This is a genomic window from Paenarthrobacter sp. TE4293, from assembly GCF_050435325.1.
In the GTDB taxonomy this organism is placed as follows: domain Bacteria; phylum Actinomycetota; class Actinomycetes; order Actinomycetales; family Micrococcaceae; genus Arthrobacter; species Arthrobacter nitroguajacolicus_C.
This window is the reverse complement of the sequence record NZ_JBNJRY010000001.1, coordinates 195811-219623: the sequence shown is the minus strand read 5'-3', so window position 1 is coordinate 219623 and position 23813 is coordinate 195811. Positions and strand designations below refer to the sequence as shown.

Annotated in this window: 21 protein-coding genes; 6 read left to right on the top strand and 15 right to left on the bottom strand. The window is 61.7% G+C overall.

What is annotated here, in order from left to right; translation table 11 throughout:
* Positions 1 to 81: 81 nt before the first annotated feature.
* Complete coding sequence (locus QF015_RS01055) at positions 82 to 873, bottom strand: GntR family transcriptional regulator (protein WP_310204603.1); 792 nt, start codon at positions 871 to 873, stop codon at positions 82 to 84.
* 158 nt (positions 874 to 1031) lie between these two features.
* Here QF015_RS01055 and QF015_RS01050 point away from each other — a divergent pair, with 158 nt between their 5' ends.
* Entirely contained in the window at positions 1032 to 1325 is a 294-nt protein-coding gene (locus QF015_RS01050) for an HPr family phosphocarrier protein (RefSeq protein WP_310205640.1), read from the top strand.
* Positions 1326 to 1388: 63 nt separating this feature from the next.
* On the opposite strand, the gene QF015_RS01045 is transcribed toward QF015_RS01050, so the two are convergent.
* The 5 genes from QF015_RS01045 to QF015_RS01025 form a co-directional block, all read right to left on the bottom strand.
* Positions 1389 to 1790 carry a cytochrome c oxidase subunit 4 gene (locus QF015_RS01045; protein ID WP_310204600.1) on the bottom strand — a complete coding sequence of 134 codons (402 nt, stop codon included), beginning with the start codon at positions 1788 to 1790 and terminating at the stop codon, positions 1389 to 1391.
* Positions 1787 to 3511: an aa3-type cytochrome oxidase subunit I gene (ctaD, locus tag QF015_RS01040; protein ID WP_310204597.1), complete on the bottom strand. Its 1725-nt coding sequence runs from the start codon at positions 3509 to 3511 to the stop codon at positions 1787 to 1789. The genes QF015_RS01045 and ctaD overlap by 4 nt, the downstream gene beginning before the upstream one ends.
* A 10-nt stretch (positions 3512 to 3521) precedes the next feature.
* Positions 3522 to 4394: an aa3-type cytochrome oxidase subunit II gene (gene ctaC / locus QF015_RS01035; RefSeq protein WP_089595186.1), complete on the bottom strand. Its 873-nt coding sequence runs from the start codon at positions 4392 to 4394 to the stop codon at positions 3522 to 3524.
* A gap of 183 nt (positions 4395 to 4577) precedes the next feature.
* Positions 4578 to 4967, bottom strand: a complete 390-nt coding sequence (locus tag QF015_RS01030; protein WP_310204594.1) for a HesB/IscA family protein — start codon at positions 4965 to 4967, stop codon at positions 4578 to 4580.
* Between the two features lie 172 nt (positions 4968 to 5139).
* Positions 5140 to 6573 carry a dipeptidase gene (locus tag QF015_RS01025; protein ID WP_310204592.1) on the bottom strand — a complete coding sequence of 478 codons (1434 nt, stop codon included), beginning with the start codon at positions 6571 to 6573 and terminating at the stop codon, positions 5140 to 5142.
* A 115-nt stretch (positions 6574 to 6688) separates the two neighbouring features.
* On the opposite strand from QF015_RS01025, the gene QF015_RS01020 reads away from it, so the two are divergent.
* Entirely contained in the window at positions 6689 to 7282 is a 594-nt protein-coding gene (locus tag QF015_RS01020; RefSeq protein ID WP_310205638.1) for a DUF3043 domain-containing protein, read from the top strand.
* 69 nt (positions 7283 to 7351) lie between these two features.
* Here QF015_RS01020 and QF015_RS01015 read toward each other — a convergent pair whose 3' ends face one another.
* A complete protein-coding gene (locus QF015_RS01015; RefSeq protein ID WP_310204589.1) occupies positions 7352 to 8431 on the bottom strand; it encodes a quinone-dependent dihydroorotate dehydrogenase in 1080 nt (359 codons plus the stop codon).
* 68 nt (positions 8432 to 8499) lie between these two features.
* On the opposite strand from QF015_RS01015, the gene QF015_RS01010 reads away from it, so the two are divergent.
* The 3 genes from QF015_RS01010 to QF015_RS01000 are packed head-to-tail and all read left to right on the top strand — an operon-like array spanning position 8500 to position 12284.
* Positions 8500 to 10194: an FAD-binding dehydrogenase gene (locus QF015_RS01010; RefSeq protein ID WP_429386314.1), complete on the top strand. Its 1695-nt coding sequence runs from the start codon at positions 8500 to 8502 to the stop codon at positions 10192 to 10194.
* Positions 10195 to 10203: 9 nt separating this feature from the next.
* Complete coding sequence (locus tag QF015_RS01005) at positions 10204 to 11214, top strand: alpha/beta hydrolase (protein ID WP_429386312.1); 1011 nt, start codon at positions 10204 to 10206, stop codon at positions 11212 to 11214.
* On the top strand, positions 11211 to 12284 hold the full coding sequence (locus tag QF015_RS01000; RefSeq protein WP_310204581.1) for an alpha/beta hydrolase: 1074 nt from the start codon (positions 11211 to 11213) through the stop codon (positions 12282 to 12284). The genes QF015_RS01005 and QF015_RS01000 overlap by 4 nt, the downstream gene beginning before the upstream one ends.
* Before the next feature lie 15 nt (positions 12285 to 12299).
* Here QF015_RS01000 and QF015_RS00995 read toward each other — a convergent pair whose 3' ends face one another.
* From QF015_RS00995 to leuA, 3 genes are all read right to left on the bottom strand, one after another.
* Entirely contained in the window at positions 12300 to 13121 is an 822-nt protein-coding gene (locus tag QF015_RS00995; protein WP_429386308.1) for an isoprenyl transferase, read from the bottom strand.
* Between the two features lie 2 nt (positions 13122 to 13123).
* Positions 13124 to 13876 carry a DNA repair protein RecO gene (gene recO / locus QF015_RS00990; protein WP_310204575.1) on the bottom strand — a complete coding sequence of 251 codons (753 nt, stop codon included), beginning with the start codon at positions 13874 to 13876 and terminating at the stop codon, positions 13124 to 13126.
* An 86-nt stretch (positions 13877 to 13962) separates the two neighbouring features.
* Positions 13963 to 15702, bottom strand: coding sequence for a 2-isopropylmalate synthase (gene leuA, locus QF015_RS00985; RefSeq protein ID WP_429386304.1), 1740 nt, complete (start codon positions 15700 to 15702; stop codon positions 13963 to 13965).
* 249 nt (positions 15703 to 15951) lie between these two features.
* Here leuA and QF015_RS00980 point away from each other — a divergent pair, with 249 nt between their 5' ends.
* Positions 15952 to 17904: a M13 family metallopeptidase gene (locus QF015_RS00980; protein ID WP_429386301.1), complete on the top strand. Its 1953-nt coding sequence runs from the start codon at positions 15952 to 15954 to the stop codon at positions 17902 to 17904.
* A gap of 75 nt (positions 17905 to 17979) precedes the next feature.
* Here the strand turns inward: QF015_RS00980 and QF015_RS00975 are convergent, their stop codons facing one another.
* The 5 genes from QF015_RS00975 to QF015_RS00955 all read right to left on the bottom strand — a co-directional run bounded on the left by QF015_RS00975 (position 17980) and on the right by QF015_RS00955 (position 23471).
* Positions 17980 to 19539 (bottom strand): LCP family protein, encoded by a 1560-nt coding sequence (locus tag QF015_RS00975; RefSeq protein WP_429386298.1) that lies wholly within the window; start codon positions 19537 to 19539, stop codon positions 17980 to 17982.
* Between the two features lie 105 nt (positions 19540 to 19644).
* Positions 19645 to 20640: a GTPase Era gene (gene era / locus QF015_RS00970; protein WP_429386295.1), complete on the bottom strand. Its 996-nt coding sequence runs from the start codon at positions 20638 to 20640 to the stop codon at positions 19645 to 19647.
* Entirely contained in the window at positions 20591 to 21922 is a 1332-nt protein-coding gene (locus tag QF015_RS00965; protein WP_310204561.1) for a hemolysin family protein, read from the bottom strand. The genes era and QF015_RS00965 overlap by 50 nt, the downstream gene beginning before the upstream one ends.
* Positions 21919 to 22392, bottom strand: coding sequence for an rRNA maturation RNase YbeY (gene ybeY / locus QF015_RS00960; RefSeq protein WP_310204557.1), 474 nt, complete (start codon positions 22390 to 22392; stop codon positions 21919 to 21921). Before ybeY ends, QF015_RS00965 begins: the two co-directional genes overlap by 4 nt.
* Positions 22389 to 23471 carry a PhoH family protein gene (locus tag QF015_RS00955; protein ID WP_429386291.1) on the bottom strand — a complete coding sequence of 361 codons (1083 nt, stop codon included), beginning with the start codon at positions 23469 to 23471 and terminating at the stop codon, positions 22389 to 22391. The genes ybeY and QF015_RS00955 overlap by 4 nt, the downstream gene beginning before the upstream one ends.
* Positions 23472 to 23813: the final 342 nt, after the last annotated feature.

Here is a 23813-nt window from a genome sequence, read left to right as displayed (position 1 = left end):
TGGAGTTCACCTAAAGGAAGGGCCCGGTCCATTGGACCAGGCCCTTCCTTTATGCGTTCAAATTCCAACCACGGCGGGGTGCTATGGCTGCGTGCGGTATCCCGACGAGTAGTTGCGGGTGGGCCGTACGCCGGGGCGTTGGAGGGGAACCCAGAGCTTGTAGCGGTCAGCCCGGTAGTACGACACGGAGTAGTCCACCATCGCGCGGGCAACAAAAGCATGGCGTTGGATTTTCAGCAGCGGCGCTCCGACGTCAACGTTGAGCAGCCGGGCGGTGGAGGGCGAAGCTGCAGTGGCCTCAATCATGTCCTCACCCCACTCCATCACCAGCCCGAAGCGTTCGCTCAGGACGTTGTAGAGGGACGTCGGGGGCGCTTCATCCAGCAGACCTGGCACCCGATGGGCCGGGATGAAGTTCTCATCAACACTCATGGGTTCGTTGTCGGCCAGCAGCAGGCGCCTGAAGCGGACCAGCGGGGTCCCCTCCTCCAGTTGCAGCTCACGTGCGAGGAACGCACTGGCCGCGATCTGCTCGAAGCTGAGCACTTTTGCAGCCGGCACCATGCCTCGTCGCTGCATCTCCTCGCTGTAGGACGTCAGCTTCACCTGGAGATCCAGCTTCGGCTTCCTCACGAACGTCCCGAGACCAACGACACGCTCGATGACCTCCTCGCCCACCAAGGCGTCAATCGCTTGGCGTACCGTCATCCGGGCGAGGCCGAAACGGTCTGACAGATCCCGTTCCGATGGGAGTGCGGAGCCGGGTGGGCAGGATTGCGCAATGAACGCCCGCAGGATTTCACGTAGTTGAACATAGATCGGCGTACCGCTGGTGCGGTCAATCTCGCCGGCAATACTTGCTGCTTCAGGCACGACAGCTGTCCAGCGTTTGAGTCATGCTTCAAGGATAATTCAGTCCACCCGCAGGTCTAGACCACCTCCGCCCGGTGTGGAGCAGCCAAGCCTCCGGAAGCTACGCTGGTATGGACAATTTTCCGACGGGGACCCCGTCGCATAACAAGGGAGTTGGGTTGCCGGAGCAGAGGGCCTTCGTTGCCGCCGAAATCGGATTGCACGCACGGGCGGCAGCGGTATTCGTCCGCGCTGTCACCGAAACAGGATTGCCGGTCACCATCCGCAAGCAGGATGGCCGGCCAGTGGATGCGCGCTCACTTCTGGAAGTCATGACCGAGGACTTCGGACACGGCTGCGAAGTTTTCCTGGAAGTGTCGCCAGACGCTCTCAGCGACGGTCAGACAGTCTCGGGAGTACAGAGCGCGTTGACCTCTCTTTCGACCGTTCTGGAGGCCACAGGGGCCCGCTGAGAAGGTCTTAAACACAGAACGGCCCCACCATAAGGTGGGGCCGTTCTTTTGTCCAGCTATATGCTAGTGGGCGTGGTCGCCACGGCTGTATTCGAACACCCAGCCAACCAACGCGACCAGGGCGAGGCCACCGGCGACGTAGGTGACCCAGAAGCCAATGGCCAGGCCGAGGAATCCGCCGGCGCATGCCAGGCCGAGAACCAGGGGCCACCAGCTCCAGGGGCTGAAGTGGCCCTGTTCGCCTGCACCCTCGTGAACCTCTGCGTCCGGACGATCCTCGGGACGAAGGCCGATCCGCTTACCGGTGAAACCGAGGTATGCACCGATCATTCCGGCGAGGCCACCAACCAGCAGGATGCCAAGGACACCCACCCACTCGGACCACTCGGTCAGGAGTCCGTAGGCAATGGCCACGGGGACAAAGAAGAAGACTCCGGCTCCAAAGAGCCATGATTCGATTTTCACTTGCTGACGTCCTTCTGGTCGGCGTTACCCAAAACAGCTGCGGCCGGCGACGGGGCCTCGGCAGTGTGGACCTGGGCCAACTCAGGGTGGTGCAGGTCCAGTGCCGGGCGCTCCGAGCGGATGCGCGGCAAGGAGGTGAAGTTGTGACGCGGCGGCGGGCAGGATGTTGCCCATTCGAGCGAAGCACCAAAGCCCCACGGATCGTCAACCTCAACCTTCTTGTTGCTCCGCCAAGTGATGTAGACGTTCCAGAAGAACGGCAGCAGCGAAGCACCCAGGACGAAGGAAGAGATGGTGGAGAACTGGTTCATCCACGTGAAGTTATCCTGCGGCATGTAGTCGGCGTAACGACGCGGCATGCCTTCGACACCCAGCCAGTGCTGGATGAGGAACGTGCCGTGGAAGCCCAGGAAGAGCAGCCAGAAGTGAATCTTGCCGAGCCGTTCGTTGAGCATCTTGCCGGTCCACTTGGGCCACCAGAAGTAGAAGCCTGCGAACATCGCGAACACCACGGTACCGAAGACCACGTAGTGGAAGTGCGCCACCACGAAGTAGGAGTCCGAAACGTGGAAATCGAGCGGCGGAGAGGCCAGGATGATGCCGGTGAGACCACCGAAGAGGAAGGTCACCAGGAAGCCGATGCTCCAGAGCATGGGAGTTTCAAAGGTGATGGAACCCTGCCACAGCGTACCGATCCAGTTGAAGAACTTCACACCGGTTGGGACTGCGATCAACATGGTCATGAAGGCGAAGAACGGAAGCAGGACGGAGCCAGTCACGTACATGTGGTGAGCCCACACGGTGACGGACAGGGCTGCAATAGCGATCGTTGCGTAGACAAGACCCTTGTAACCGAAGATCGGCTTGCGGCTGAAGACCGGGAAGATCTCGGAGACGATACCGAAGAACGGCAGCGCGATGATGTACACCTCGGGGTGGCCGAAGAACCAGAACAGGTGCTGCCAAAGGACTGCACCGCCGTTCTCGGGGTCGAAGATGTGGGCACCAAAGCGGCGGTCGGCGCCAAGCGCGAACAGTGCAGCAGCCAGGGGCGGGAAGGCCATCAGGACCAGGATCGCCGTTACGAGCGTGTTCCAGGTGAAGATCGGCATACGCCACATGGTCATGCCCGGAGCACGCATGCAGATGATGGTGGTGATGAAGTTGACGGCACCAAGGATGGTTCCGAAACCGGAGAGCGCCAGACCGAAGACCCAGAGGTCACCACCGACGCCGGGGCTGAAGGTGGTGTTGGACAACGGCGCGTAGGCGAACCAGCCGAAGGATGCAGCACCCTGCGGGGTGATGAAGCCGGATACCGCGATGGTGGATCCGAAGAGGAAGAACCAGAAAGCCAGGGCGTTCAGACGCGGGAATGCGACGTCGGGTGCGCCGATCTGCAACGGCATGATGACGTTCGCGAAGCCGGCAAACAGCGGCGTTGCGAACATCAGAAGCATCACGGTGCCGTGCATCGTGAACATCTGGTTGTACTGCTCTTTGGTCTGCAGGATCTGCATGCCCGGTTCGAACAGTTCAGCACGGATCAACAGCGCCATGACGCCACCGAGGCAGAAGAACACGAAAGATGCGATCAGGTACATGTACCCGATGGTCTTGTGGTCGGTGGAGGTGATCCAGTTGACGACAATGCGTCCCTTGGATTTAGGAACTACGGGAGCGTCGAGGACCCCCGCGGCGGATTGAGTGTACGTAGCCACGTCGCTCCCCTTACTTGGTTTCGTTCAGGTTCGGGTTGCGGTCGTATTCCGCACCGAGGAGGCCCGTGTTGCCTTCCTGGCGAAGCTTGTCCATGTGTGCCTGGAACTCAGACTCGGAGACAACCTTGACGCGGAAAAGCATTTCGGAGTGGTATTCACCGCAGAGTTCGGCACACTTACCATCGAAGGTGCCCTCCTTCGTGGGGGTGAACCTGATGTAGTTCGTCTTGCCGGGAATCATGTCGCGCTTCTGGAGGAAGGCGGGAACCCAGAATGAGTGAATGACGTCGCGGGAGTTCAGCTCCAGGTCCACCGACTTGCCAACGGGCAAGTAGAGGGTGGGGAGCAGTTCCTTGTTGACTTCATTGCCGGTCAGGTGGGCCTGAACGCCGGCCTCGTGGAGGTCTTCATTGATGACCTCGCCCTTTTTGTAGTTGAAATCCCAAGCCCACTGCTTGCCGCGGACGTCAACAACGACGTCGGCAGGCTGCGAGCGGTCATCGATCGCGCGCTGGTCCTGGTCGGTGAAGTAGAAGAACACCAGCACCATGAACAGCGGGATGGTCAAGTAGAAGACCTCGAGCGGCAGGTTGTAGCTGAGCTGCTTCGGGAATCCCGTGGTGCCCTTACGGCGACGGTAAGCAATGATGCACCAGACCAGAAGGCCCCACGTGATGATACCGACTGCCAAGGCGGCGATCCATGAGTTGACCCAGAGGTCCATGATCCGGTCAGTGTGGTTGGTCGTGCCGCGCTCTGTAGGCAGCCAACCCTTCTCTACCTCTGGTGAACATCCGGTCAAAACCAACGCGCCGGCTAGTGCCAAGCCAGTGATCGATGTGATCTTTATGCGTCGGCTGCCGGTTCGGTTCTGCGAACTCACAGACGGCCCTTCCTCTTGTTGCTGTCTCCCGGCAGGCCGAAGGCCCACCGGGCACACTAAAAGTTTTACTACCCGATGTAGAGCTTACCGCTATCACGCGGTTTTCGCGCACATGTCAGCGCCGTGGCTCCGAACGGTTTAAAACCGGCTCGAAGTGGCGCCGACATGCGGCGATGGCTCACATCAGTGGAACGAATCGCCGCAGGCGCAAGACCCGCCGGCGTTCGGGTTGTCAATGGTGAAGCCCTGCTTCGAAATGGTGTCCTCGAAGTCGATGCTGGCGCCGCTCAGGTACGGAACGCTCATCTTGTCGACTACGACCTCGACGCCGTCGTAGTCGCGGACAGCATCTCCGTCGAGCAGTCGCTCGTCGAAGTAGAGCTGGTAGATCAGTCCGGAGCAACCGCCAGGCTGGACTGCAACGCGCAGCCGAAGGTCGGTGCGCCCTTCCTGTTCCAGGAGGCTGCGGACCTTGCCTGCGGCGACGTCGGTCAGATCGACCTCGTGCGTGGGCAGTTCGTCGTTGGTGACGAGCTGTTCTCCGGTGCTGTTTTCGTTGGTTGCAGTGCTCATTGGCCTACCTTCTTATGAAGCTCCTGGCGGCGGCGCCGGGACGCTGCCTGCCCTTACCCAATTACATACGGGTTATAGCTAATGCTACGTCGCGCAGACGCTTTGCTATAACTCCTGACGTAACTACGGAGAGCATTTGGTTGTTCCCTGCGCGCCGGGCGGCGGGCCGCTCCTAGGCGCCGGGACCTTCAGTGTTCAACCGGGCCAGCATCAACGCCTCAGCCAGGACCGCGTGCCGGAAGTCACCGATGTGCAGGGATTCGTTGGCACTGTGCGCACGGGAATCTGGATCCTCCACACCCGTGACCAGGATCTGGACGTCCGGATAGAGATCCATGAGGTCTGCAATGAACGGAATGGAACCACCGATGCCCATTTCCACGGGCTGAACGCCCCATGATTCACCCAACGCCCAGAGGGCGACCTTCGCAGCGGCCGACGACGTATCGGTGGAGAAGGCGTCACCGCGCTCCCCCGGCGTGAAGGTCACCGTCGCGCCAAATGGGGCGTGCGATTCGACGTGCGCCTTCAGGGCATCCATCGCTGCTTCCGGGTCCTGTCCGGGGGCCAGCCGCATGCTGAACTTCGCGCGGGCCGCCGGAATCAGGGTGTTGGAGGCAACGTCGACCGAAGGGACATCCATGCCGATGATGGACAGTGCCGGCTTGGTCCACAGGCGGGATGCGATGGTTCCGCTGCCGGCGAGCTTCACGCCGTCGAGCACTGATGCATCGGCCCGGTAGTCCGCCTCGGTGAGATCGACCGCCACGTCGTCGCGGGCCACCAGCCCCGCAACCGCAACGTTGCCGTCATCGTCGTGGAGGGTCGCGATAAGCCGTGACAAGAGAGTGGGAGCATCCAGGACCGGCCCACCAAACATGCCGGAGTGGACTGCGTGGTCCAGTACGCGGACCTCGAAGGTTCCGTCCACCAAGCCCCGGAGGCTGGTGGTCAGGGCGGGCACTCCCACTTTCCAGTTACTGGAGTCCGCGACGACGATGACGTCGGCCCGCAGGAGTTCCTGGTGTTCTTCAAGGAATGTGCGGAAAGTGGGTGATCCTGCTTCCTCTTCGCCTTCGAAGAAGAAGGTCACGCCCAGCCCAAGATCTTCGCCCAAGACTTTCGTGACCGCGCTGTAAGCAGCAAGGTGGGCCATGATCCCAGCTTTGTCGTCAGCAGCGCCGCGCCCGTACAGCCGGCCCTCGCGTTCCTCCGCGACGAACGGCTCCGAGTTCCACAGGTCCCTGTCCCCCGGCGGCTGGACATCGTGGTGGGCGTACAGCAGGATGGTTGGCCGGCCGGGCGCGGCAGGACGGCGCGCGACGACGGCAGGACCACCGGGCGTGCCGTCAGCTTTGTCGCAACGCAGTATCCGGACGTCCTCCATGCCCGTGGCCTTAACGAGGGCAGCGACAGCTTCGGCGCTGCGGTTGAGTTCGTTGGGGTCAAAGCTGGCCCACGCAATGCCCGGAATACTGACGAGGTCTTTCAGGGATGCCATCGTGCTGTCGAAGGAGTCATCAACCGCCGTTGTCAGCGCCTCCACAGGAGTGTTGCCGGCGTGCCCATGCTTGTTCTGCGGGATCTCCGCATGTGCTGAAGTCATGGCCACACTTTACCGCCGGGATTCGGCGTCCACGGCAGGCGCGGCCCACCCGCCGTCGAACCCGGCCGTCGGGACACGTAACGTACGCCACCTCCACGAGGGGTATTCTGTAGGGGTGTTCGGACGCAAAAAGGAAGAGCCCAGCGCTCAATCAGTAGTTGACCAGGCCTACGCCACCGCCACGGAGACAGGTGCCGGAAAGGGCACCCCCACGCCCAGGCGTAAAGACCAGGAAGCAGCCCGCAAGCGCCCGCTGGTTCCCAATGACCGCAAGGCCTCCAAGGCTGCGGAGCGGGTAGCCATCCAGGACCAGCGGCAGAAGATGCGGCAGGCCCTGGACACAGGTGACGAGAAGTACCTGCCTCTCCGTGACAAGGGTCCCCAGAAGCGTTACACGCGCGATTACGTGGATGCACGGTTCAGCCTGGGCGAATACCTCATGTTCGGTGCTTTGCTGTTCGTGGTGATCTCACTGATCATTCCGCCGACAAGTGCCGGGATCAGCTACGTCCTCATTGGATTCTGGATCATGTTCCTGGCCGTCTTCGTCGACGTCTTCATCCTGTCCCGCAAGCTCCGGAAGCGGCTCACGGAGAAGTTCGGAGAAGTGGAGCGCGGCTCTGTTTGGTACGGCTGCATGAGGGCGCTCCAGTTCCGCAAGCTCCGCCTCCCCAAGCCGCAGGTCAAGCGCGGGCAGTACCCGGCTTAAGCCACACACCCTTCATGGACAGAAAGACCCCGGACCAGTGGTCCGGGGTCTTCCTTATTGTTGGCTGTGCTAGCGCGCCGACCTTTTACGGATCCTGGCAAGGCCCTTGTTGATGCGTGACGCCCAGAAAGGGCCCTCGTAGAGGAAGGCCGTGTAACCCTGGACCAGAGTTGCACCGGCGTCCAGCCGATCCTGGACGTCCGAGGCAGTCTCCACCCCTCCTACCGCGATGAGGACAAGTCCGTCACCTACGGCATCCTTGAGCCTGCGCAGCACCTCCAGGGACCGCAGCTTGAGAGGCGCTCCCGACAAGCCTCCGGCACCCAGGGACTCCACCTTCGTGGCGTCCGAAACCAGTCCATCGCGGGAAATTGTCGTGTTGGTGGCGATGATTCCGTCCAGCTTCAGGTCCAGGGCAAGCCGTGCGACGTCGTCGATGTCCTCATTGGAGAGATCCGGCGCGATCTTGACCAACAGCGGGACGTGCCGGCCCGCTGCTTCATCAGCTGCGTCACCCACCGCCCGCAACAAGGGACGCAGGGTCTCGACGTTCTGCAGCAAACGGAGTCCGGGGGTATTGGGAGAGCTGACGTTGACCACCAAATAGTCTGCCGCGGGAGCCAAGGCACGCGCGCTCACCAGGTAGTCCTCGGTGGCATCCTCAAGCTCCACCAGCTTGGTCTTGCCGATGTTTACACCGATGACGGGACGGACCTCCGGGTGTTTCCTTTGCAAAGCAGCCCGCGCAGACTTAAGCCTGGGAGCGACGGCTGCAGCGCCGTCGTTGTTGAATCCCATGCGGTTGATCACCGCACGGTCCTCAATCAAGCGGAACAACCGCGGCTTGTCGTTGCCAGGCTGTGCCTGGCCGGTGATGGTTCCCACCTCGACGTGGCCGAAGCCCAGTTCAGCCAAGGCCTCGATGCCATGGCCTTCCTTGTCGAAACCTGCCGCCAGGCCGAACGGTGAGGGAAACGTCAGGCCCAACGCCTCCGTGCGGAGCGAAGCATCCGGAGCAGTCAGCCTGGCCAGGATTCGGCCGGCGCCTGATCGATGGGCCGCCCGGATCCCCTGGAAGCCGATCTTGTGGGCCTTCTCGGCATCCATCCAGGAGAAGGCCAGCTTGAAGAATGTGGGGTAAACACGCATGGTCCTAGTTTTCCGGTTTACGGACCAGCCACCAAACCCGTGACCACCGGTGCCGCTAGCATGTACGCATGCCGCGGACAATTGGTGACGCAGATCATGAAGAATATACGACCAGTACCGACGTCAGGGCCGACGTCCTGGTGGTGGGCGCGGGACTGTCCGGACTGGTCGCTGCGGCGACCGCCTACGCTGCGGGCAAATCGGTGGCCATTGTCGACCAAGAGCCGGAAGCCTCAGTAGGCGGCCAGGCGCAGTGGTCTTTCGGCGGCCTGTTCATGGTGGACACTCCTGAACAACGGCGCCTTGGAGTCAGGGACAGCCCCGGCCTGGCGCTATCCGACTGGATGGCCTCCGCAGCCTTCGACCGATCCCATGATGCCACGGCCCGCGAGTGGGCAGAGGCCTATGTCGACTTTGCATCCGGCGAGAAAAGAGCGTGGCTAAGGAGCCTCAACGTCGGCATCTTTCCGTTGGTCCAGTGGGCCGAACGTGGTGGCTACGGGCCGCAGGGGCATGGCAACACAGTCCCGCGCTTTCACGTCGTCTGGGGAACGGGTCCGGCACTGGTGGATCCGTTTCTCGCCAAAGTCATGGAAGGCGTCGACGCCGGCCGGGTCAGCCTGCACTTCAGGCACCGGGCACTGTCGCTGACAATGGCGGCGGGCAGGGTCACGGGCGTTTCAGGCGAAATACTTGAACCGTCGACGGCGGCGCGGGGCCAGGCATCCAACCGGCTGCCGGTGGGCGGGTTCCATGCCCAGGCGGGCGCCGTTGTGGTCACCACCGGTGGCATCGGAGGCAATCACGCAGCCGTGCGCCGGCAATGGCCTGGCAGCAGTGCCCCGGAATACATGCTCAGCGGGGTGCCCGCATCCGTGGACGGAGAGTTCCTTCCGGCGGTGGAATCCGTTGGCGCTGCACTGATCAACGGTGATCGGATGTGGCATTACCCCGAGGGGATCCACAATTACGATCCTGTGTGGCCCGCACACGGGATCCGCATCCTTCCCGGACCCTCCTCCCTGTGGCTGGATGCAGAAGGACGGCAGTTGCCCGCGCCTCTCTTTCCCGGATTTGATTCGTTGGGCGCACTGCGCCACATCACGGGGAAGGGACATGGCTATTCGTGGTTTGTCCTCAACCGGACCATCGCACTGAAGGAACTGGCCCTTTCCGGATCCGAGCAGAACCCGGACCTCACGGGCAAGGATGTCAGACTGCTGGCCACGCGCCTCCGCCCCTCTGCCGACACACCCATCCAGCGCTTCCTGGACCGTGGAGTGGACTTTATCCAGGCTTCATCACCTGCCGCACTGGCCTCCCGCATGAATCACCTCACTGGTAGACCACTGATCAATGCCAGCGCCCTTGAAGAGTTGATCCATGCGCGCGACCGCCAAGTGGAGAGCGGCCTCGGCAAGGACCCCCAATTGGCAGCCATCAGGGCAGCACGTCGCTTCGCCACGGACAAGCTGATGCGCGTAGCTCCGCCGCATCGCATCGCCGATCCAGCTCACGGCCCCATGATCGCCATCCGGCTTTCGGTGGTTACCAGGAAAAGCCTCGGCGGCCTCGCAACGGATCTGCGGTCCAGAGTCCTGGACGCTGAAGGACAGCCGATCCCCGGGCTTTATGCTGCAGGTGAAGCTGCCGGATTCGGCGGGGGCGGCATCCACGGCTACCGGGCCTTGGAAGGAACCTTCCTGGGTGGTTGCCTCTTCACTGGCAGGACAGCGGGGCGGGACGCCGCCGCCACTGTCTAAGCTAGGGCCATGGAGTGGACGACCGACATCCTGGGAGCAGACTTCCAATCCTGTGCTGTTGATGCCACAGGAACGGATGGCGTGGTCCGACGTGCCACCCTTATCCGCCATCGGGCAGAGCAAGGCCATGCCCAGGACGCTCCGCAGCGGTACGGCGCCGTCCTGTTCCTGCATGGCTGGAGCGACTACTTCTTTAACACCGAACTCGCCAGGTTCTGGGCTGCACAAGGCTATGATTTCTACGCTCTGGACATGCACAACCACGGCCGGAGCCTAACGGCCGACATGCCAGGTGGATACGTGGCGAACCTCATTGACTATGACGCCGAAATCAACCGGGCCATAGGCCTCATCCGGAATGACCGAGGGCCGACGGCGGGCGGCAGCCTGACGTTGATGGGGCACTCGACTGGTGGGCTGGTGGCCGCCCTATGGGCTAGCCGCCATCCGGGATCCCTCCAATTCCTTGTGCTGGACAGCCCTTGGCTGGAAATGCACGGGAGTTCACTGGTGCGGCGGGCCGCGCAGGCCATGGTGGCTCCCCTCGCAAGGCTGCGGCCCGAGACTGTTCTCAGGCTGCCCGAACGTGGGTTCTACTTCCGCAGCATCAGCAGCACGGCGGAAGGGGAATGGGCGCTGGACGAAAAGTATCGTCCGCCTTTGGCTTTCCCTGTCCGCGCCGGCTGGCTCAGCGCCGTTTTTGCCGGCCACTCACAGGTCGCCCGTGGCCTGAACCTCGACATACCAGTCCTCGTCCTGACGTCTTCCGCAAGCGCCAACGGCATGGTGTGGCGCGAGTCGATGCGCAGTTCGGACGCGGTGCTGGACGTTGGCGTGATAGCCCTCCGGGCCATGGCGTTGGGCCGGAGCGTCACCTTGGAGCGCATCGACGGCGGTCTCCACGACGTCTTCCTTTCGGCACCGGCGGTGCGGAAGGACGCTTATGCGAGGCTGGCGAGGTGGATCAACGGGTTCATGCATGAGGCTTTGCCGGAGGACCGGCAGGAGGGGGACGAATGAACAGCACGAAAGAGTCCGCAGCACCGTGGAAACGTGACTTCCTGGGTCACGGCTATGAGTGCATGGACCTGCCACTTAAGCCCGATGACGAGGGTCCTGTCCATGCCACACTCGTCAGATATGCTCCCCCAGAGCCACACACTGCTCCGAATGGCATTCTGGATTTTCTGGCGTCCTTCACCCAGCGCAAACGCCGGACGATCCCGGCCGATCCCGGCGGAGCCGCGAAGGTTGTCCTCTACCTGCATGGTTGGGCAGACTACTTCCTGCAGACCGAGCTGGCTGAGTACCTCACGGCGTCGGGCTTTCACTTCTATGCAGTGGACCTCCGGAAGTTCGGCCGCAGCCTGCTGCCGGGACAAACGCCCGGCTACGTCTCGGACCTCAACACCTACGACGAGGACCTGGCAGCGGCGTTGGCGGCAATTGAACGTGATGTGGCTGCTCGAACAGACAACAACACTCCGCCCACCGTCCACCTGCTTGCCCACTCGTTGGGAGGCTTGATCGCGGCGCTATGGGCCGACAGGAACCCGGGCCGGTTGGGGACTTTGGTCCTGAATTCCCCGTGGTTGGAACTCCAGGGCAGCAGCCTCGTCCGCAGCATCGCCATGCACTTGGTGGAGCCTTTTGCGCGTACGGATCCCAAGCGCCCCTTCCGGTTTCCTGAGATGCCCGCCTACTGGGAAAGCGTCAGCAACGAAGCACATGGCGAGTGGATCCTCGATCCTGCGTGGCGTCCCAGGGCTTCTTTCCCCATCCGGGCAGGGTGGACCAAGGCCGTCCTGGCTGGGCACGCCGCCGTGGAGCGCAAGCTGGCCATTGACGCGCCAGTCCTGGTCCTGTTGTCCGGGAGGACCAGGATCCAAGCAGAATGGACCGCCGACCTGATGCGTGCCGATGCGGTCATTGACGTTGAGGAAACCTCCCGGAGGGCTTTGGGCCTCTCCCGCCGCACGGCCGTCTTCCGGTATCCGGGTGCCCTTCACGACGTGTTCCTGTCACGGCGTACCGTCCGCCAGCAGGCATACCGCGACGTGGCTGTTTGGCTGGCCGCCTACCCCTATTGATTTAGCAGGGGCGTGTTAGGTGGCGGCAGCCGCGTCCACGGCACCACCGTAGCGCCGGTCGCGTTGGGCGTAAATCTCGACGGCGTCCCACAAGGTCCGCCGATCTACGTCCGGCCATAAGGTGTCCATGAAAACGAACTCTGCGTAGGCGGACTGCCACAGCAGGAAGTTCGAGAGCCGCTGCTCCCCCGAGCTCCGCAGGAACAGATCGACGTCCGGAAGATCGGGCTCATCAAGGTACTTCTGGATCGTCCTCTCAGACACCGACCCAGGCTTCAAACGCCCCGCAGCAACGTCATGGGCGATGGCCGATACAGCGTCAGCAATCTCTGCCCGCCCACCGTAATTAACACACATGGTTAACGTGCACGTGTCGTTGGCCCGCGTGTAGTCCTCGGCCTCTTCCAGTTCCTTGATCACCGAACCCCACAGCCGCGGCCGCCGGCCTGCCCAGCGGATGCGGACGCCCCATTCGTCGAGCTGGTTGCGCTGCCTTCTTAATACATCCTTGTTAAAACCCATCAGGAAACGGATTTCCTCGGGCGACCGCCGCCAGTTCTCCGTTGAAAAGGCATAGACGCTGACGTATTTGATGCCGAGTTCTATGGCCCCGGCCATCACGTCAAGCAGGGCAGGCTCGCCGGCCTTGTGCCCTTCTATGCGGGGAAGGCCCCGCTGGTTGGCCCAGCGTCCATTTCCGTCCATCACGATTGCCACGTGCTGTGGAATCAGCTCACGGGGAATACTGGGCGGCACGGCTCCGGAGGGGTGGCCGTAGGGGGCAACGACCGGCGCCGTCCGGGCAGGCGTCGGCTTACTCTTCTTTCCAAGTGCCACTGTCAGCTTCGCTCCACGTGTTTGAGTGATTTCAATGCCCGTTCCAAATGCCATTGCAGATAACTGGCCACCAAACCTGCGGCTTCCCGCCGATGCCGCGGGTCGGAAACATCAGCCACTCCCCAGTTGCCTGTCAGCAGTGCGCCGAGCAGTACCACTGTCTCCGCAGCCGGGGCAGGCGAACCGGGCGGCCGGCAGTCGTTGCACACCATACCGCCAACCGGGGCGGCAAAGGCGGTATGCGGACCCGGGCGGCCACAGCGGGCGCAATCGGTGAAACTCGGGGCCCACCCGCCAGTAGCCAAGGCCCGGAGCAGATACGAGTCCAGGATGAGTTCGGGTGGATGGTCGGAACGGCTCAAGGCGGCCAACGCACCAACCAGCAGGTTGTATTGGGCAGTCCCCGACTCCGTATCGGCATCCGTGAGCTTCTCGGCGGTTTCCGTCATCGCCGCTGCCACAGTGAACCTGCCGTAGTCCGCTGCGATACTGCTACCGTAAGCACCCTTGGCCACGGCCTGGGTGACGATATCGAGCGTGCGGCCCGAAACCAGCTGCAGATCCGCGACCATGAACGGCTCCAGTCGCGCTCCAAAGCGGCTGCTGGTCCTGCGCACTCCCTTGGCCACAGCCCGAACCTGGCCGTGGTGTTTGGTCAACAGGGTAATGATGCGATCGGCCTCGCCCAGCTTATGGGTACGGAGCACCACGGCATCGTCCCTGTAGGACCGTGCTGCAAACGACGGATTGGCCACAACTAATCTTCGCACTATGACTGGACCGGGCGGTGACTGCAGCACCGTGTGGTGACGGCTTTTCCCGTCACCACACGGCAGGCCCCTTAGTCCCGGGCGTCCCGCACAGCCCGGTTCACGGCGGAAATCAAGGCCTTCAGGGACGACGTGGTGGTGCTGGGGTCGATACCCACCCCCCACAGGACGCGTTCGCCAACGGCACATTCAACATAGGCAGCCGCGCTGGCGCTGCCGCCCTCGGACAGGGCGTGTTCGCTGTAGTCCAGAACCCGGACGTCTACGCCGTCGTGGTGCAGGATGTCCAACAGCGCGGCAATGGGACCGTTGCCGTGGCCGGTCCGTCGAACCTCGACGCCATCGATCCGCAAATTCGCGTTCATGGTCATGGCGCCGGATTCGTCCGTCTCGGTGCTCACACTGCCCAACGCGTAGCGACCCCATTGCGCTTGCTCTTCGTCCGACGGCAGGTATTCGTCCTGGAAGACCTGCCACAGCTGCGCACCGCTGACTTCGCCACCCACTGCATCCGTGCGCCGCTGGATGACTCCGGAGAATTCAATCTGGGCGCGCCGGGGCAGGTCCAGGTTGTGCTCGTTCTTCAGCAGGTAGGCGACACCGCCCTTACCCGATTGCGAGTTAACGCGGATCACGGCTTCATAGCTGCGGCCGAGGTCCTTCGGGTCGACCGGCAGGTACGGAACCTGCCAGGTGAAGTCATCCACCGGCTTACCGGCCGCCGCAGCGTCCTTCTCCAGCGCTTCAAAGCCCTTCTTGATAGCGTCCTGGTGCGACCCTGAGAACGCCGTGAAGACGAGGTCACCACCGTACGGAGAACGCTCCGGGACAGGCAGCTGGTTGCAGTACTCAACGGTGCGCCGGACTTCGTCAATGTCGGAGAAGTCAATCATGGGGTCGACGCCCTGGACGAACATGTTCAACCCCAAGGTAACGAGGTCCACGTTTCCGGTGCGCTCACCGTTGCCGAACAAGCACCCTTCGATCCGATCGGCACCGGCCAGGTAGCCGAGCTCGGCGGCAGCCACGCCTGTTCCGCGGTCATTGTGCGGGTGCAGGGAAATGATGATGCCCTCACGGGGGTGCAGGTTTCGGTGCATCCACTCAATCGAGTCGGCATAAACATTGGGGGTGGCCATTTCCACGGTTGCCGGCAGGTTGATGATGACCTGCTTGTCCGCCGAGGCCTCGAAGACGTCGGCAATGGCGTTGCAGACCCGGGCAGCGTATTCCAGCTCGGTTCCAGTGAAGGACTCCGGCGAGTATTCGTAGGTGATGTGTGTGTCTTCGAGGGTTTCTTCGTACTTCTTGCACAGTCGGGCACCCTGCAGGGCGATGTCCAGAATGCCGTCCTCGTCCTGGTTGAACACAACGCGGCGCTGCAGTACAGACGTGGAGTTGTACAAGTGGACGATAGCCTGCTTGGCGCCCACCAGTGACTCATAGGTTCTTTCGATCAGGTGTTCCCGCGCCTGGGTCAGGACCTGGATGGTGACGTCATCCGGGATATGCCCGCCCTCGATGAGCTGGCGTACGAAGTCGAAGTCGGTCTGCGATGCCGAGGGGAAGCCGACCTCAATTTCCTTGTAGCCCATCTTGACGAGCAGCTGGAACATCTTCAGCTTGCGGGCCGGGCTCATGGGGTCGATCAGCGCCTGGTTGCCATCGCGCAGGTCGACGGCGCACCAGCGCGGCGCCTTGGTGATGACTTTGTCCGGCCATGTGCGGTCAGGAACCTCGACGGTGATTTGGTCCTGAAACGGCAGGTAGCGGTGAATCGGCATACCGGAGGGCTTTTGTGCATTACGCATGACGTGTGGCCTTTTCTCTAAGAACTAAATGAAAGCTTAGCCGGACACAACGGAACTCCGCGGCGAGGATGGCCCAGCTTCAGATAGCTTTCAGGCCTCGCCGCGGCAGCTAAGAAGAAGCATCGCCGTACGCACGAATTCACCCTAACACGATGCGTATGATGACAGTGCAACACCTCATGCAACGTCCACTATGCAGACGCAGCGACGGTGGGAACGCCGGCTGCAGCGTCCACACAAGGAGCCACAGTGCCACAGTCGGGCATCACTCTTTCGAACATCGATCACAGCGTCCGGCCCCAGGACGACCTCTACCAACACGTCAACGGCGCGTGGCTCAACAGCACAACGATTCCGGACGACAGGCCTTTGGAGGGAACCTTCACCGCATTGCGGGATGGCGCCGAACTGGCCGTCAAGGCGATTATCGAGGAAGCCGCCGGCAAGGGAGAGGCGGCCACCGGCGTCGAGCAGCAGGTTGGAGGGCTCTACGCGAGCTTCATGGATGAGGCCTCGGCAGAGGCGAAAGGACTCGACCCAGTCCGCGGCCGACTTGATGAAGTCCGCGCTGTGGAATCCGTCCAGGACCTCGCTGCCTTGATCGGCCGCCTGTTCCGGTCCGACGTCTCGGGACTCTTCTCCATCTACCCGGCTCCCGACGCCGGAAATCCGGAGCGCATCCTCCTGTACATCGGGCAAGGAGGACTGGGGTTGCCGGACGAGTCCTACTATCGGGAAGAGAAGTTCGCCGGGATCGTGGCAGCCTACGGCGAGTACATCGCCAAGTTGTTCACCCTTGCAGGCATCCCCGATCCGCAAGGAGCATCGCAGCGTATCGTCGCCCTGGAAACTGCCCTTGCCTCACACCACTGGGACAACGTCACACTGCGTGACCCGCAGAAGACGTACAACCTCAAGACTGCCGATGAAGCAACTGCACTGTTTCCCCTGCTGGACACGTGGTTCCAGGCCGCCCGGGTAGACGCAGCAAAACGGACCGAAATTGTTGTCAGGACCCCGGACTTCTTCGCCGGCGCAGCTGGCTTGTTGAACTCTGAACCCTTGGAAACGTGGAAGGAGTGGCTGACGCTTCGGACACTCAGCTCCGCCGCGCCGTACCTTTCGTCCGAGTTCGTGGACACCAACTTCGACTTCTACGGCACCAAGCTCAGCGGCACGCCCCAAAACAAGGAGCGTTGGAAGCGGGGCGTGGCCGTCGTCGAAGCCGCACTGGGCGAAGCCGTGGGGCAGATCTATGTGGAGCGCCATTTCCCTGCCGGGCACAAAGCAAGGATGGAAACGCTCGTCGCCAACCTGATCGAGGCCTACCGCGACAGCATCTCTTCCTTGGAATGGATGGGCGAGGAAACAAAGAAGGAAGCGCTCAAGAAGCTGGAAGCTTTCCGCCCGAAGATTGGCTTCCCGGAACAATGGATCGACTACTCCGCCGTGAAGATCGACCCGACGGATCTACTGGGCAATGTCGAACGCGCGCACGACGCCGATGTCGACCGGCACCTGGACGAGATCGGCAAACCCGTTGACCTCAACAAATGGCTCATGACACCCCAAACGGTCAACGCCTACTACCACCCCATGCTGAATGAGATCGTCTTCCCGGCCGCAATCCTCCAGCCTCCATTCTTCAACGCGGACGCCGACGATGCCGTGAATTACGGCGGAATCGGAGCCGTCATTGGACACGAAATTGGTCACGGGTTTGACGACCAGGGATCCCAGTTCGATGGCAGCGGCGCATTGCGCAACTGGTGGACCGAAGAGGACAGGGCTGCGTTCGAAGCCCTCACGGCAAAGCTGGTGGCCCAGTACGACGCCCTCTCCCCCTATGCCGCGCCGGACCACAAAGTCAACGGCAAGCTGACTTTGGGCGAGAACATCGGCGATCTCGGCGGCCTGACCATTGCCTACAAGGCCTACCTCCTCAGCCTGGGCGGCTCCGAGCCGGAGGTCATCGACGGATTTACCGGTCAACAACGCTTCTTCATGTCATGGGCAGCGGGCTGGCGCCAAGTGATCCGCACCGAAGAAGCGATCCGACGGTTGGCTACTGACCCACACTCCCCCAACGAGTTCCGTACCAACGCCATTGCCCGCAATCTCGATGCGTTCCATGAGGCGTTCGATGTCAGTGCTGCGGATGGCATGTGGATGGAATCCGGAGACCGCGTCAGCATCTGGTAATACAGCAAGCAAAAGGCCGGACCAGTTCTTCATGAACTGGCCCGGCCTTTCTTTGCACGAGCGACGCGGCCACCGCTACTGGTCGATATACAACGGATTCACTTGCTGGCAGACAGCCTCACTGGCTGTCTGGTTCACGACATCGGATGGCACCGACGTTGCTCCGTAGGCGGTTCCGCTTGCGAAATCCGTCCCAACATAGAGTTGGACTCCCGCTACCCCGGGAGCCTGCTGAACTTGCGCCGCAGGGATGCCGTAAAGGGTGGCCACGTCAGCAGCGACGTCGGCAAAACCGGCACCGTAGTAAATCACGGTCTGGTCAACAGGGTTCGCCAGGTAGGAGACGGCCTGGGTGAATCCGTTGCCCGTCAGCACGGACAGGACCTCTTGGGCCCGGGCGGCTGATCCGCTGCCATTGGCGACGGCCACCGGCTGGAGTGCCTTGTCGTAAGCAGGGGCCGCGGGCGTTGTGGCCGTAGGCTGTGGTGCCGGACTTTCGGTGGCAGAAGGCGAGGAGGTTGCACCCGGGGTTGTCAGGTCAAGGTCGGCGCGCAGAGCGGCGAAAAGTTGAGAAGCCTGGGGCTCTATGAGCTCAAGCCTGTTCGGATCAACTGCTGCTGCCTGGGTTGGCACAGCTACGAATGCGACCTTGGAAACGTCGATGTCCTTCAAGCGCCCACCAATGGTCAACAATGACGGCACGGACGCCAGCCCTTCATCGACGGTGAGGTTCTGCGTCACGACATCTGCGATCTGGAGGAGCCTCTGTGGGTTGCCCAAGGTTCCTTCGTCTTTGAGCTTCCTCGTCAGGGACGAAAGGAAGGCTTGTTGTCCCTTGATGCGGCCGAGGTCTCCGCCATCGCCAAAAGCGTGGCGGGTGCGAAGGAAAGCCAAGGCCTGTTCACCTTCCACCAGGGAATCACCCTTGGGCAGCCGAAGACGGGAATCCGGGTCAAAGACCGGATCGCTGACACAGACATTGACGCCACCAATTGCGTGGGACAGCTCCTTGACGGCATTGAAATCCGCCATCATGAAGTGGTCGATTTCCAGTCCGGTCAATTTGTTGATGGTGTCCACAGCGCAGCCAATACCGGCCTCCGCCATGGCCTCATTGATCATCACGCCGCTGCGGGCCGGGAACGTCTGGTTGTTGGTGTGGTCAGTGCATTGGGGCACATCCACCAACAGGTCACGCGGAAAACTCATCACACTGACGCGCTTGTTGTCAGCGGAGATGTCCAGCAGCATCATGACGTCGGAATGACCGTAGCCGGTGGAGTCTTCCGTGCTTCCGTACTCGGAGTTTTTTCCATCACGCGTGTCTGATCCAAGGATAAGGATTTGCAGGCGGTCAGACTTGTCATTGGCCAGCGCTTCGCCGGAATCACGGGTTTCACCAGCACTCAGCGGAGCCTTGGTGATGTTGCTCTGCAACCGAATGAACCAAAAGGCGGCGAAAGCAACGCCTGCAACCAAGGCAACGGAGACCACGCCGGTTACGATCTTCAGCCATAGCGGAAGTCCCTTGCGTTCCTTCATGTGGCGGGGAGTGCCTTCGGCATCCTCTCCATGGCGTCCCGCAACGGGGCCAGCGGTGCCGGTGCCCTGCGGGCGGGCGTCACGACGTCGCACTATTCGGTTTACCTTTCCTCAAACACGTGGATTCCCGCCATCATAGTTGCCGATTCTGGGAAGTTCCTTATCGGACGCGAACAACGCCCGGACGTGTGTCGCCCGCTAGAAGCCGAGTTTGACCAATTGTTTGGGATCCCGCTGCCAATCCTTGGCCACCTTGACGTGGAGGTCAAGGTAGATTCGGGTGCCCAAGAGAGTCTCGATGCCCTTACGGGCGTTGGTTCCGACTTCACGCAGCCGGCTTCCGCCCTTGCCGATAATGATGGCTTTCTGCGAGGGACGTTCCACGTAGAGATTGACCCGGACATCCAGGAGTGGGTTCTCCTCGGTTCGACCTTCGCGGGGGACGATTTCCTCCACCACCACTGCCAGCGAGTGGGGCAGTTCGTCCCGGACACCCTCCAAGGCAGCCTCACGGATAAGCTCGGCAATCATCACAGCTTCGGGCTCATCAGTGAGTTCACCGTCGGGGTACAGCGGCGGCGATGACGGCATGTGGCTGATCAATACGTCAGCCACGGTGGAAACCTGGAACCCATCGGCCGCGGAAACCGGAACAATGTCCGCCCAGCCCTCTTCGCCCAGGACCTCGCGTCCCAAAGCAGCGACGGCGAGCAGCTGCTCGGTTAGCGCCTGGCGGTCCACCAGGTCCGTTTTGGTCACCAGGGCCACGATCGGCTTCCTGCCCACGGCAGCCAGCTGCGCAGCAATGTACTTGTCGCCCGGTCCGATCTTCTCGTTCGCCGGAAGGCAGAATCCGATGGCGTCCACTTCAGCCAGGGTATCGGCGACGAGTTCATTGAGTCGCTTACCCAGCAACGTGCGCGGCCTGTGCAGTCCCGGGGTGTCCACCAGGATCAGCTGCGCATCCTCGCGATGCACAATCCCCCGGATGGTGTGGCGCGTGGTCTGCGGCTTGGCCGAGGTGATGGCCACTTTCTGGCCAACCAAGGCGTTGGTCAACGTCGACTTACCGGCATTGGGCCGGCCTACCAGCACCGAGAAGCCTGCGTGGAAGCCGCCGAAATCGTCATCGGCATCGAATTTCTTATTTTGCTTGCTCACGTGGAACTCCCTGTTGGGTTGAGTCGGCGTCATCGAGTAGGTCTTCAAAGTCAGTGTCTTCCTTTGGCATGGCTGCCGCAATAATATGGCTGACCCTGTTTCGGCGACCCTCAAGCCTATCCGCCCTGAGTGATATTCCATGCACCTCCACCGAGCTTCCAACAATCGGAACCTGGCCGAGGGCCTTGGCGAGCAGACCACCAACGGTGTCGACCTCGTCGTCGTCAAGGTCGATATCGAACAGTTCGCCGAGGTCATCAATGCTCATGCGGGCACTGACACGGAACGTGCCGTCGCCGAGGTCCACGGCCTCTTCGGCGGCGGCGTCGTATTCATCGACGATTTCCCCCACGATCTCCTCGATGAGGTCTTCCAGAGTCACCAACCCAGCTGTTCCCCCGTACTCATCGATGACGATCGCTACATGGGTTGATTCCTGCTGCAGTTCCCTCAGAAGGTCGCTCACCAGCTTCGATTCGGGGACATAGCGGACTTCCCTGGCCAGCGAGTCAACATCGTGTGGCTGCAGGCCGGGTTCGCCGCGGTGCATGGCCGCCGCAACGTCCTTCAGATAGAGAATTCCGCGGATCTGGTCCGTGTTGTCGCCGATGACCGGGATCCGCGAATAGCCCGAACGCAGAAACAGCCCCATGGCCGTTTCCAAGTCGGAGCCAGTACCGATGGAGACGATGTCCGTGCGGGGAACCATGACTGAGCGCACCAAGGTGTCGCCGAAGTCGAAGACCGAGTGGATGAGTTCAGCCTCGTTGTCCTCGATCATGTCCGATTCCGCGGCGCGGTCCACGAATTCGCGGAACTCTTCTTCACTGACGAACGCGTCGTCACCGCTCGGGGCACCCGGGGCCACTGCCTGGCCAAGCGCCACGAGCCAGCCGGGAATGGGACCAAGGATCCAACAGAGAAAGCGAATCAGCGGGGCGGTGAAGCGGACGACGGGTCCGGAATGCGCCCGGCCCAATTGCCTCGGCGAAACTCCCACCAGGACGAAACCGATGACTGCCATGATTCCGGTCGCCGCAAGGCCGGCGAGCCAGACGTTGTCGAGCAGACTGTGCAGCACCACTGCCACGGCGACTGCAGAGGCCATCTCAAACCACACGCGCCAGAAGCGCAGGGCGCGCATGTGGGCGATGGGTGCTTCGAGGATGCCACTCAAGGCCTTGCCCTTGTTGCGGCCAATTGATTGCTCGGCTTCATGCCGGGGAAGAAAGTTGAAGGCGGCCTCGGCGGCGGTCAGCAAAGCGACAAAACTGAGGAAAACCAGCGCCATGCCAACCAGGATGATCCAGGTCACTGCATGGTCTCCATGGGGGCATCCTTGCCCAGGAATTCAGACAGCAGTTCGCGCTGCAAGCCAAACATTTCCTCTTTTTCCTCAGGTTCGGCATGGTCGAAACCGAGGAGGTGCAGGATGCCGTGGGTTGTCAGGAGCAACATCTCATCCTGGGTTGCGTGTCCGGCATTGCGGGCCTGGACCTCCGCAACCTGCGGGCAGATGGCTATGTCTCCCAGCATCCCCTGCGGAGTGGGCTTATCCGGGGTGCCCGGCGTCAGTTCATCCATGGGCACGGACAGGACGTCGGTGGCGCCGGGTTCGTCCATGAGTTCGATGTGCAGCTTTTCCATGGCGGGTTCATCCACCAGGAGAATCGACAGTTCGGCCTGCGGGTGGATGAAGAGCCGTTCAAAGATGAAGCGGGACAACGTCACCAGTTGGGCTTCGTCCACCGCTACACCGGACTCGTTGTTGACTTCAATGCTCATTTACGTTCTCCACGCTTGTAAGTTGTGCCTGCGGCGTCCGTGCGATGAGCGTCATCCCACGTGCTGTAGGCGGATACGATGTCGGCTACGAGACGATGCCGTACCACGTCAGCCGCCTCCAGAATGGAGAAATTGACGTCATCAATGCCGGTCAGGATTTCACGGACGATCCGCAGGCCGGATGTCGCGCCCATGGGAAGGTCGATCTGGGTGACATCGCCGGTGACCACCATCTTCGAACCGAAACCGAGGCGGGTGAGGAACATTTTCATTTGTTCCGGCGTAGTGTTCTGCGCTTCGTCAAGAATGATGAAAGCATCATTGAGCGTGCGCCCGCGCATGTACGCCAGAGGTGCTACCTCAATGGTGCCTGCTGCCATCAATCTCGGGATGGATTCCGGATCCATCATGTCGTGCAGCGCATCATAAAGGGGGCGGAGGTACGGATCGATTTTGTCGCTCAACGTACCGGGCAGGAACCCCAGCCGCTCCCCTGCCTCGACAGCAGGCCGCGTCAGGATGATCCTGCTGACTTCCTTCATCTGCAGGGCCTGGACCGCCTTGGCCATGGCAAGGTAGGTCTTTCCCGTGCCGGCTGGGCCAATACCGAAGATCACGGTGTTTGCGTCAATGGCATCCACGTAGTTCTTCTGGTTCAGTGTTTTGGGCCGGATGGTCTTGCCCCTGCTGGACAGGATGTTGTGCGTCAGCACGTCGGCAGGGTTCTGTACTGACTGGGTCCTCAAGAGGGACACGAGTTGCTGGAGGATATCCGGGGTCACCACAGTCCCTTTGGCCACCAGCCCACGGACTTCTTCAAGAAGCCTCATGATGCGCGGTATGACGGTTGAGGGGCCGGTCATGGAAAGCTCGTTGCCACGGACGTGAAAATTGACGTCCTGGAACTGTTCCTCGATGAACCGCAGGGCTTCGTCGTGGCTGCCCAGCGAGTGAACCATCTGGTCGGAGTTATCGAACGTGACAACTTCCGTGCGCGTGCCCGGTAAGGTGTGCGGGAACTCGTTGGGCGGCTGGTTGCCGTTTCCGGTCCTGAGCCGCCCGTTCAAAGATTCACTCATAGTGCTGGCCGCCAGGCCTGTTCTCCTCCAGTTAGTCGCATAACGCTATCGATTCGACATTTGCGGTGGGCTTTCAGTGCCCGCCCCGATGCCGGAATGTCTCCAATCCTACGCCAGCCGGGCCGCCGATGAACCTCAGCGGGCCACCTCATTCCCATCTCCGGAGCGACGGCCCGATTTTGTCTCAACTCGGCATCGAGCCGGTATCAATCATGTTTCAGTTGGTGCCGGTCCCCGGAATCCCGACCGACCGCCGTCGACGATGTGCCAAGCTGGCATAGCGGGTGGAACGCAACCCCGCACCCAGCCACCCCAACGGCTGCGATTTACTTGCAAGGCAGG

Coding starts and splice junctions, on each gene's coding strand:
- QF015_RS01025 (WP_310204592.1), bottom strand. CDS start 6,573: ATGACTTCAGCACATGCGGAGATCCCGCAGAACAAGCATGGGCACGCC.
- QF015_RS01005 (WP_429386312.1), top strand. CDS start 10,204: ATGGAGTGGACGACCGACATCCTGGGAGCAGACTTCCAATCCTGTGCT.
- QF015_RS01015 (WP_310204589.1), bottom strand. CDS start 8,431: ATGCGTGTTTACCCCACATTCTTCAAGCTGGCCTTCTCCTGGATGGAT.
- era (WP_429386295.1), bottom strand. CDS start 20,640: ATGACGCCGACTCAACCCAACAGGGAGTTCCACGTGAGCAAGCAAAAT.
- QF015_RS00955 (WP_429386291.1), bottom strand. CDS start 23,471: ATGAGTGAATCTTTGAACGGGCGGCTCAGGACCGGAAACGGCAACCAG.
- QF015_RS01030 (WP_310204594.1), bottom strand. CDS start 4,967: ATGAGCACTGCAACCAACGAAAACAGCACCGGAGAACAGCTCGTCACC.
- QF015_RS01000 (WP_310204581.1), top strand. CDS start 11,211: ATGAACAGCACGAAAGAGTCCGCAGCACCGTGGAAACGTGACTTCCTG.
- QF015_RS01010 (WP_429386314.1), top strand. CDS start 8,500: ATGCCGCGGACAATTGGTGACGCAGATCATGAAGAATATACGACCAGT.
- ybeY (WP_310204557.1), bottom strand. CDS start 22,392: ATGAGCATTGAAGTCAACAACGAGTCCGGTGTAGCGGTGGACGAAGCC.
- leuA (WP_429386304.1), bottom strand. CDS start 15,702: ATGCGTAATGCACAAAAGCCCTCCGGTATGCCGATTCACCGCTACCTG.